Origin of the sequence: Agromyces sp. CCNWLW213 (assembly GCF_037199545.1) — a bacterium.
GTDB lineage: Bacteria > Actinomycetota > Actinomycetes > Actinomycetales > Microbacteriaceae > Agromyces.
The window spans coordinates 911,714-920,476 of record NZ_JBBBDX010000001.1; the positions used below are offsets into that span (position 1 = coordinate 911,714).

Sequence of the window (8,763 nt, forward strand, 5' to 3'; positions counted from 1 at the left end):
TCACCGTCCGTATCCGGGGCGCTGCGGCACGGTGCGCCAGAGCGGGGACCTGGTCTCTGGGGGGGCCGGCGGCTCGGCCTGCTTCCAGGTGCCGCCGGCGATGTACAGGATCATGACGTTCAGCACGGCCGCGACGGGCACGGCGAACAGCGCACCGGGGATGCCGGCGAGCAGCGACCCAGTGGTGACCGCGATGACCACGCCGAGCGGATGCACCTTCACGGCGGTGCCCATGATGAGCGGCTGGAGCACGTGCCCCTCGACCTGCTGCACGAGCAGCACCACGCCCAGCATGGCGAGGGCGATGCCCCAGCCGTTGTAGACGAGCGCCACGAACACGGCCAGCGCACCCGTGATCACCGCGCCGACGATGGGGATGAACGAGCCGAGGAACACGAGGATGGCGATCGGGATCGCGAGCGGCACGCCGAGCAGCAGCGCCCCGAGGCCGATGCCGATCGCGTCGATCGTGGCGACGAGGATCTGCACCTTGACGAAGTTCTGCAGCGTCGCCCATCCGGCCCGGCCGCTGCCGTCGATCGCCGCCCGTGCGCGGCGCGGGAAGATCCCGACGATCCAGTTCCAGATGAACCTGCCGTCGATGAGGATGAACAGGGTCGCGAAGAGCGCGAGGAGCAGGCCGGCGAGGAAGTGACCGAGGGTCGACCCGACCGACAGCGCGCCGCTGACGAGCATGCCGCTGTTGTCCTGCAGCGCGGCGACGATCTCCTCGACCCACGCGTCGAACTGGGCGGTGGTGATGTGCAGCGGACCCTCGAGGAGCCATTCGCGGAAGTCCTCCCACGCGACGACGCTCTGCCGGGCGAGGTCGCCCGATCCCCGGACGATCTGCGAGATGCCGAGCGTCAGGAGCCCGGCGACGGCGGCGAGGGTGGTGAGCATCGCGACCGTGACGGCGAGCCACTTCGGCCACCGGTGTCGCCGCAGGAATTCGGCGAACGGCACGAGCAGCGCCGAGAGCAGCACGGCGACGAGCACGGGGATGACGACGAAGCGCAGCTGGATGACCAGGAAGACCACGACCGCGAGGACTCCGCCGACGAGCAGGAGGCGCCACGACCACGCGGCGGCGACCCGCATCGGGTACGGCACGGACGCCGCGGCGTCGCGCGGTTCGGCCTGCGGCTCGGGCACGCTGGTGCGTCGCGTGCGCGCACGTCGGATGCGCGAGGTCCCCTTGGCGTCCGCCATGGCCCCAGTCTAGGCTCCGGATCCGGGCCGTTCCGCCGTATGTCGTGCGCCCCCGCTATGGTCGGAGCACCATGGCCGACCACGTCAGCCCCGCCCTCGCCCGCCGCATCGCGCTCGCCGCGCAGGGCTTCGCGCGGCCGCTCCCGGCCGCGGCCGGCACGCGTGCGATCGCCGGCGTGGTCGACCGGCTGGGGCTTCTCCAGATCGACTCGGTCAACGTGTTCGAGCGCAGCCACTACCTGCCGGCGTTCAGTCGCGTGGGACCGTACGAGCGCACCGCCCTCGACCGCCTGGCGTGGGGCCGGCGCGGGCGCCTCGTCGAGTACTGGGCGCACCAGGCGGCGTTCATCCCGCGCGAGCTGTGGCCGATGTTCGAGTTCCGCCGCGACGAGTACCGGCGCAGCGGCACGTCGGAGTGGGGCGGGTGGCTCTCGGAGAATCGCCGCCTCGCCGACTGGCTCCGAGACGAGCTGGCGGCGAACGGCCCGATGCCGGCGAGCGCGATCGAGCACGACGCGAACGAACGGCGCGGCCCCTGGTGGGGCTGGTCCGACGCCAAGCGCACGCTCGAGTGGATGTTCCGCACGGGCGAGGTCGTCTGCGTCGACCGTCGCCGGTTCGAGCGCGTGTACGCACTGCCCGAGCAGGCCCTCGATCCGGCGCTGCTCGACTCGGCGCCCGCAGAGGCCGACCAGGTCCGCACGCTCGTCGAGCGCGCGGCATCCGCGCTCGGCGTGGCCACGGCGGCCGATCTCGCCGACTACTGGCGCATGAAGGGTGCGCAGGTGCGGCCCGCCGTCGCCGACCTGGTCGATGCGGGCGTGCTCCTCCCGGTCGAGGTCCCCGGCTGGAACACCGGCTCCCGGCCGACCCCCGCATGGCTCCACCGCGACGCGCGACGCCCCCGGCGCATCGACGCCGCCGCGCTGCTGTCGCCGTTCGACCCGGTCGTGTGGTTCCGCCCGCGCGCCGAGCGCCTCTTCGACTTCCACTACCGCATCGAGATCTACACCCCCGAGGCGCAGCGGCGGTTCGGCTACTACTCGCTGCCGCTGCTCATCGACGACCGCATCGTCGCGAGGGTCGACCTGAAGAGCGACCGCGCCGCGCGAGTGCTGCGCGTCCAGTCGGCGTGGGCCGAGGCGCACGCCCCGGCCGAGACCGCCGAGCGACTGGCGCCGGTGCTCCGACGTGCGGCCGCGTGGCACGGCCTCGACGAGGTGGTGGTCGCCGGGCGCGGCGACCTCTCCCCCGCGGTGGCCGCCGCCCTCGCCGCCGCCTGAACCGCCCGGCGGGGCTAGAAGCTGCGCCCCATCTCGTGGAGGCGCTGCACCCGCTCCTGGATCGGCGGGTGCGTCGCGAACAGCCGGTCGACCACGCCCGGCTTCAGCGGGTCGGCGATCCACAGGTGCGCCATCGACGTGTTCTGGCGCTGCATCGGGCGGCCGTACGCCTCGAGCTTGAGCAGTGCGCGGGCGAGGGCATCGGGGTGCCGCGTGGTCATCGCGCCGGTGGCGTCCGCCAGGTACTCGCGCTGCCGTGAGACCGCGAGCTGCACCAGGCTCGCCACGAGCGGCGCGATGAGCATCGCGACCAGCCCGAACACCAGGACGATCGGGTTGCCGTTGTTGTTGCGACCGAAGAACGCCATGCGCAGGAACAGGTCGGAGATGAACCCGACGGCCACGACGAGGCCGAACACGACCATCGACAGCCGGATGTCGTAGTTGCGCACGTGGCCGAGCTCGTGCGCCATGACGCCCTCGAGCTCGGAGTCGTCCATGATCTCGAGGAGTCCGGTGGTCGCGGCGACGACGGCGTGCTGGGGGTCGCGCCCCGTCGCGAACGCGTTCGGCGCGGGGTCCGAGATCACGAACACGCGCGGCATCGGCGTGCCGGTGGTGATCGAGAGGTTCTCGACGGTGCGCCACAGTCGCGGATGGTCGCGGACGCCGTGGATCTCGACGGCGCCCGACATCGACAGGGCCTGCCGGTCGGCTGTGAAGTACTGGAACAACGCGTACGCGGTCGCGATCACCAGGGTGATGACGACGATGCCGAGGTCGCCGTAGATCACGGAGGCGAGGTAGCCCAGCCCGCCGACGATGGCGAGGAAGAGCAGGATCGTGAAGACGGTGTTGCGCTTGTTCCGGGCGATCGCTCGGTACATCTATCGGCCCCGTGCCCCGATCCGGGTCGCGCTGCGCGTGCGGCTACCGGACCGTGCTGCGTGCGTCGCGCGCATCAGAACTGCACGCGCGGCGGCTCGGCGATCGCCGCGGGCTCGGTCACCTCGAAGAACTCGCGCTCGTGGAACCCGAGGTTGCGCACGAACAGCGTGTTCGGGAACACCTTGATCTTCGTGTTGAGCTCGCGCACGCCGCCGTTGTAGAACCGGCGCGACGCCTGGATCTTGTCCTCGGTGTCGACCAGCTCGGACTGCAGCTGCAGGAAGTTCTGGCTGGCCTGCAGCTGCGGGTACGCCTCGGCGACCGCGAAGATCGACTTCAGCGCCTGCTGCATGTGGTTCTCGGCGGCGCCCGCCTCGGCCGGGCCCTGCGCCTGCAGGGTCTCGGCTCGCGCGCGCGTGACGTTCTCGAAGACCGCCTTCTCGTGGGCCGCGTAGCCCTTGACCGCCTCGATGAGGTTCGGGATGAGGTCGGCCCGACGCTTCAGCTGCACCGTGATGTCGCTCCACGCCTCGTCGACGCGGACGTTCAGGGTCACGAGAGAGTTGTAGGTCGCCCACAGGTAGATGCCGATCGCCAGCACCAGGACGACGACGATGATGAGCGGGATCAGCCATTCCATGGCACGCACTCCTGAGACTTCGGCGAGGATCGGGTACGGCTCATCCTACGCCGCAGTGCTCCGCGCCGACCCGAGTTCCCATGCGACTCCGAGCCAGCCGCCGCGGCCCCGGCCGCCGCGTCCCGCAGTCCGACCGCACGACATGCGGCACGCGGCATCCGCTCGCATCATGGCCCGAGGACCCGGTCGAGGTACGCGTTGGCGAAGCGGCGATCGGGGTCGAGCTCGTCGCGCACCCGGAGGAAGTCGTCGAATCGCGGATAGGCCCGCCGGAGCGCATCGGCGTCGAGCGAGTGCTCCTTTCCCCAGTGCGGGCGGCCGCCGACATCGCGCAGGATCGCCTCGACCGCGCCGAAGTACTCGCGCGGGTCCTCGCGGAAGTACCGGTGCACGGCGATGTAGCCGGTCTCGCGTCCGTACGCGGTCGAGAGCCACACGTCGTCGGATGCCGCGGCGCGGACCTCGATGGGGAAGCTGATCCGCCACCCGTTCCGCTCGATGAGCGCGCGGATGGCGCGCACCGCCTCGGGCACCGCCTCGAGCGGGATCGCGTACTCCATCTCGCGGAACCGCGCGGAACGGCCCGCGGTGAAGACCGCGGGCGAGTGGTCGGAGTACGCGCGATTCGGCGTGAGCCGCTCGACGATCCGCGCGAGCGGCGGGGTCGCGCCCGGCACGAGCCAGCCCGCCGCGCAGACCGCCCGCAGCACGCCGTTCGCGAGGAGCTCGTCGTCGACCCAGCCCGACACGCGCCCGATCGGCCGGCGCACCGCGTCGCCCGGCAGCCGGGTGTTCGTCTTGGTCAGGGCGCTGCCCGTGTGCGGGAACCAGTACACGTCCAGGTGGTCGACCTCGCGGACCCGGTCGGTCCACCCGTCGAGGACCTCGTCGAACGGCTCGCTCCGCTCGGCGGCGTGCAGCACGAACCGCGGCACGAGCTGGAGGGTGACGTCGACCAGCACGCCGAGGGCGCCGAGGCCGAGCTGCACGGCGGGCAGGAGTTCGGGGTGCTCGTCGGGGTTCACGCGGAGCAGGCTCCCCGTGCCCGTCACGACCGTCGCGCCGACCACCTGGGTGGCGAGCCCGCCGTACGCCAGCCCCGTCCCGTGCGTGCCGGTCGAGACGGCGCCGGAGATCGTCTGGCGGTCGATGTCGCCCATGTTGGCCATGGCCAGTCCGTACGGTTCCAGCAGCTTCGGCAGCCGGTGCAGCGGCGTGCCGGCGCCGAGCGTGACACGGCCCGTCGCGGCATCCGCCGCGACCACGCCCGAGAGGTCGGCGAGGTCGAGCTGCACGTCGGGCGCCACGGCGATGCCCGTGAAGCTGTGCCCCGCACCCACGGGCTTCACGCGCAGTCCGGATGCCGCGGCCGCCTGGACGGCGCGCTGCACCGCACCCGCGTCGGCGGGCCGCTCGACGCGGAGCGGGCGGACGGCCTCGGTCCGCGCCCAGTTGCGCCACGTCGCGCCCGTCGCCGTCACAGGAACGCCCTCCCCTCGCCGCGGTAGGTCGGCAGCTCGCCGACGACTCGCCCGTCGTCCACGAGCACGTAGGCGTCGACGTGCTCCGCGAGCTCACCCGACTTCGCATGGCGCAGCCAGACCCGGTCGCCCGCCCGCAGGCGACCGGCCGCGCGTCCGGCCAGGGGCGTCTGCACCTCGCCCGCGCCTTCGCGCGGGAGCATCCGCAGCCCCTCCGGCCACGCGACGCGCGGCAGCCGGTCATGGCCGGACGGACCGGACGCGACCCATCCGCCGCCGAGCAGGGTCGCGTGGTCCGGCCCCGGCGACCGGACGACGTCGAGGGCGAACGCGGCGGCCGGCGCCGGGGTGAAGGCCGCATAGCGGTCGAAGAGGTGCCCGGCGAACAGCCCCGATCCGGCGGCGACCTCCGTCACGCTCGGGTCGGCCGCGGTCGCCTCGATCGAGCCGGTGCCGCCCCCGTTGACGAACTCGAGCTCGGCGCGCTCGCGCACCGCCGCCACGGCGAGGGCGCGGCGCTCGACGAGCTCGGGCATCGAGCGCGACTTCATCCACCGGTTCACGACGCCCGCGACGGGACGGCCGGTGGGCCGGTCGGCGATGCCGGCGACCTGCGCCTCGTACGCCATGAGGCCGACGAGCCGGAAGCCCGGCCGCGAGGCGATCGCTGCTGCGAGCGCACCCGCCTCCTGGGCCGAGTGCACGGGCGATCGGCGCACCCCGACGTGGCCGAGCACCGGCGCGCGCCACGACGCGTCGAGCTCGAGGCACACGCGCACCGCCTCCCGTCGTCCGGGCGCCAGCACGGCGTCCACGAGGTCCAGCTGGTCGACCGAGTCGACCATGATGGCGACCTTCGCGGCGGCCTCGGCGTCGGAGGCGAGGCGGCGGAGGGCGCCGCGGTCGGCCGTCGGGTAGCCGACGACCACGTCGTCGGCGGTGCCCCGTTCGACGAGCCACAGCGCCTCGGCGAGCGTGTAGGCGAGGACGCCGCCGTATCCGGGGAGCCGGTCGAGCGCCTCGAGGACCCCGCGCACCCGCAGCGACTTCGACGCGACGCGGATCGGCGTGCCGCCGGCCCGGCGCACGAGGTCGTGCGCGTTGGCGCGGAGGGCCCCGATGTGCAGCACGCCGATCGGCGCGTCGAGGTGCGCCGTGGCCTCGGTGAGCCGGGCCCAGTAGGCGGCGGGGTGGTGCCATGGCGCGGCATCCGTCGCCGACCGGGCGGCGTCGACCCGGTCGGACGCGGCGAGGTCGAGCCCCGCGCCGTGCCCCGTCACCGGGCCACCGCGCGAGCTGCAGTGCGGGCGCCGTCGTCGGCTCGTGCGGTGCGGGTGCCCTCCCCGGCTCGGGTCCCGCGCGGGTCGGGGAGGTCGCGGGGATCGCGGGAGTCGTCCATGGGGTCGTCGGCCATTCTCGCGATCGCGTCGGCGGCGGCTCGCACGACCGCCCGTGCTGCGGCGTCGTCGCGGTCGACGAGCCAGGTGAGCGTGAGCCCGTCGGTGAACGCGACGAGCACCCGCGCGGCCTCGGTGACGGGAACGCGCCAGGCCGCTCCCGCCTGCTCGCCCGCCGTCTCGAGGGCGCGCTCGGCGAGGGCGGCGTAGCGCCGGTACTGCGCGACGGCCAGCGGATGCCGCTCAGGGCTGCGCAACGCGGTCAGCGTGAGCTCCAGCATCGCCTGCTCGTGCTCGGGATCGGCGGCGAGGTGGTCCAGGTAGCGGAGCATCCCCGCCTCGATCGTCGGCCGCAGGCCGAGGCCGGGTGCCCCGACGGGGAGCACCGCCTGCTGCTCGCGCTCCACGACGGCGGCGATGAGCGCGTCGAGGTAGGCGTCGCGGGAGTCGAACGCGTAGTGGAAGCTCGCGAGCGACATCCCGGCCTCGGCGACGACCGCACGGGTCGAGACGCCGGCCGGACCGTACCGGGCGATCAGCCGCAGCCCGGCGTCGATGAGCGCGACCCGGCGGTCGGCGGCGGGGATGCGGGGCACGGGGCTCCTCTCGGGCACCTCCGGGTCGTCGTCCCGTCGTCGTCGCCGGGACGACTGGGACGCTCGTCCCAGTCGACCCAGTATGCCCGCGGCGCACGCGGCGCGCCAGCACGCACTACGCTCGCACCATGCGCCTCGGGGTCCTCGACGTCGGTTCCAACACCGTGCACCTGCTCGTGGTCGACGCGCATCCGGGCGCCCGGCCGATCCCCGCCGCGTCCAACAAGTCGGTGCTGCGGCTCATGCGCTACCTCGACGACGAGGGCGCGATCACCGAGGAGGGCGTCGACGCGCTCCTCGCGGCGGTCAGCGAGGGCGCCCGGGTCGCGCGCGAATCCGGCATCGACGAGATGCTCGCCTTCGCGACCTCGGCCATCCGAGAGGCCGCCAACGGCGCCGAGGTGCTGCAGCGCATCGAAGAGGCGGCCGGCATCCGCCTCGACGTGCTGAGCGGCGCCGACGAGGCGCGCATCACCTTCCTGGCGGTGCGGCGCTGGTACGGCTGGTCCGCCGGCCGAGTCCTGCTCTTCGACATCGGCGGCGGGTCGCTCGAGATCGCCCACGGCGGCGACGAGATCCCGGATGTCGCGAGCTCCGTCCCGCTGGGCGCCGGCCGGTCCACCATCAGCTTCCTGCCCGACGACCCGCCGAGCGACGCGCAGGTGGAGCGGCTCCGCGAGCACGCCCGCGGCCTCCTCGAGGCCACGGTCGACGACTTCGGCGGCATCCCCGATTCCGACCATGTCGTCGGCTCGTCGAAGACCATCCGCTCGCTCGCCAAGCTCGCGGGCAGCACCGAGGAGGGCGTCGGCTCGGAGGAGCGCAGCATCCTGAAGCTCTCGCACCTCGACGACTGGATCCCGCGCCTCGCCCGCATCCCCGCCGACGCACGACCGGCGCTGCCCGGGATCACCGAGGACCGCACCTTCCAGATCGTCGCGGGCGCGATCGTGCTCTCCGAGACCATGCACGCGTTCAAGGCGAAGACGCTCGAGGTCTCGCCGTGGGCGCTCCGCGAGGGCCTGATCCTGCGGCGCCTCGACCGGATGACCTGATCCACCGGCACCGGCACCGACGGCGGCCGCGCCGCAGCACGACGCCCCGGCGCGGCGGAGACGGTGCTCCCGCTGGGATTCGAACCCAGACTGAGGCGAGTTTAAGTCGCCTGCCTCTGCCGATTGGGCTACGGGAGCGGGGGGGGGGGGGGGGGGGGGGGGGGGGGGGGGGGGGGGGGGGGGGGGGGGGGGGGGGGGGGGGGGGGGGGGG

Annotated in this window: 8 protein-coding genes and 1 tRNA gene; 2 read left to right on the plus strand and 7 right to left on the minus strand. The window is 73.6% G+C overall.

Features of this window, described 5'->3' with window-relative positions:
- Positions 1 to 1,212 carry an AI-2E family transporter gene (locus tag WBQ80_RS04290; RefSeq protein ID WP_336571104.1) on the minus strand — a complete coding sequence of 404 codons (1,212 nt, stop codon included), beginning with the start codon at positions 1,210 to 1,212 and terminating at the stop codon, positions 1 to 3.
- Between the two features lie 71 nt (positions 1,213 to 1,283).
- Between WBQ80_RS04290 and WBQ80_RS04295 the strand changes: the two genes are divergently transcribed.
- On the plus strand, positions 1,284 to 2,495 hold the full coding sequence (locus WBQ80_RS04295) for a winged helix-turn-helix domain-containing protein (RefSeq protein WP_336571103.1): 1,212 nt from the start codon (positions 1,284 to 1,286) through the stop codon (positions 2,493 to 2,495).
- A gap of 14 nt (positions 2,496 to 2,509) precedes the next feature.
- On the opposite strand, the gene WBQ80_RS04300 is transcribed toward WBQ80_RS04295, so the two are convergent.
- The 5 genes from WBQ80_RS04300 to WBQ80_RS04320 all read right to left on the minus strand — a co-directional run bounded on the left by WBQ80_RS04300 (position 2,510) and on the right by WBQ80_RS04320 (position 7,497).
- Positions 2,510 to 3,382 (minus strand): M48 family metalloprotease, encoded by an 873-nt coding sequence (locus tag WBQ80_RS04300; RefSeq protein ID WP_336571102.1) that lies wholly within the window; start codon positions 3,380 to 3,382, stop codon positions 2,510 to 2,512.
- A 74-nt stretch (positions 3,383 to 3,456) separates the two neighbouring features.
- Positions 3,457 to 4,023, minus strand: a complete 567-nt coding sequence (locus tag WBQ80_RS04305) for a LemA family protein (protein WP_336571101.1) — start codon at positions 4,021 to 4,023, stop codon at positions 3,457 to 3,459.
- A 167-nt stretch (positions 4,024 to 4,190) separates the two neighbouring features.
- On the minus strand, positions 4,191 to 5,504 hold the full coding sequence (locus WBQ80_RS04310; RefSeq protein ID WP_336571100.1) for a D-arabinono-1,4-lactone oxidase: 1,314 nt from the start codon (positions 5,502 to 5,504) through the stop codon (positions 4,191 to 4,193).
- Positions 5,501 to 6,784 carry an alanine racemase gene (locus WBQ80_RS04315; protein ID WP_336571099.1) on the minus strand — a complete coding sequence of 428 codons (1,284 nt, stop codon included), beginning with the start codon at positions 6,782 to 6,784 and terminating at the stop codon, positions 5,501 to 5,503. The genes WBQ80_RS04310 and WBQ80_RS04315 overlap by 4 nt, the downstream gene beginning before the upstream one ends.
- Positions 6,781 to 7,497 carry a TetR/AcrR family transcriptional regulator gene (locus WBQ80_RS04320; protein WP_336571098.1) on the minus strand — a complete coding sequence of 239 codons (717 nt, stop codon included), beginning with the start codon at positions 7,495 to 7,497 and terminating at the stop codon, positions 6,781 to 6,783. Before WBQ80_RS04320 ends, WBQ80_RS04315 begins: the two co-directional genes overlap by 4 nt.
- A 128-nt stretch (positions 7,498 to 7,625) precedes the next feature.
- Between WBQ80_RS04320 and WBQ80_RS04325 the strand changes: the two genes are divergently transcribed.
- Positions 7,626 to 8,552 carry a Ppx/GppA phosphatase family protein gene (locus tag WBQ80_RS04325; RefSeq protein WP_336571097.1) on the plus strand — a complete coding sequence of 309 codons (927 nt, stop codon included), beginning with the start codon at positions 7,626 to 7,628 and terminating at the stop codon, positions 8,550 to 8,552.
- Positions 8,553 to 8,616: 64 nt separating this feature from the next.
- Here the strand turns inward: WBQ80_RS04325 and WBQ80_RS04330 are convergent.
- Positions 8,617 to 8,690 (minus strand) — tRNA-Leu (locus WBQ80_RS04330).
- Positions 8,691 to 8,763 lie beyond the last annotated feature (73 nt).

What these genes read in the sequence shown, in the direction of transcription:
- WBQ80_RS04325 (WP_336571097.1), top strand. Translation starts at nt 7,626, where the DNA reads ATGCGCCTCGGGGTCCTCGACGTCGGTTCCAACACCGTGCACCTGCTC.
- WBQ80_RS04305 (WP_336571101.1), bottom strand. Translation starts at nt 4,023, where the DNA reads ATGGAATGGCTGATCCCGCTCATCATCGTCGTCGTCCTGGTGCTGGCG.
- WBQ80_RS04290 (WP_336571104.1), bottom strand. Translation starts at nt 1,212, where the DNA reads ATGGCGGACGCCAAGGGGACCTCGCGCATCCGACGTGCGCGCACGCGA.
- WBQ80_RS04295 (WP_336571103.1), top strand. Translation starts at nt 1,284, where the DNA reads ATGGCCGACCACGTCAGCCCCGCCCTCGCCCGCCGCATCGCGCTCGCC.
- WBQ80_RS04300 (WP_336571102.1), bottom strand. Translation starts at nt 3,382, where the DNA reads ATGTACCGAGCGATCGCCCGGAACAAGCGCAACACCGTCTTCACGATC.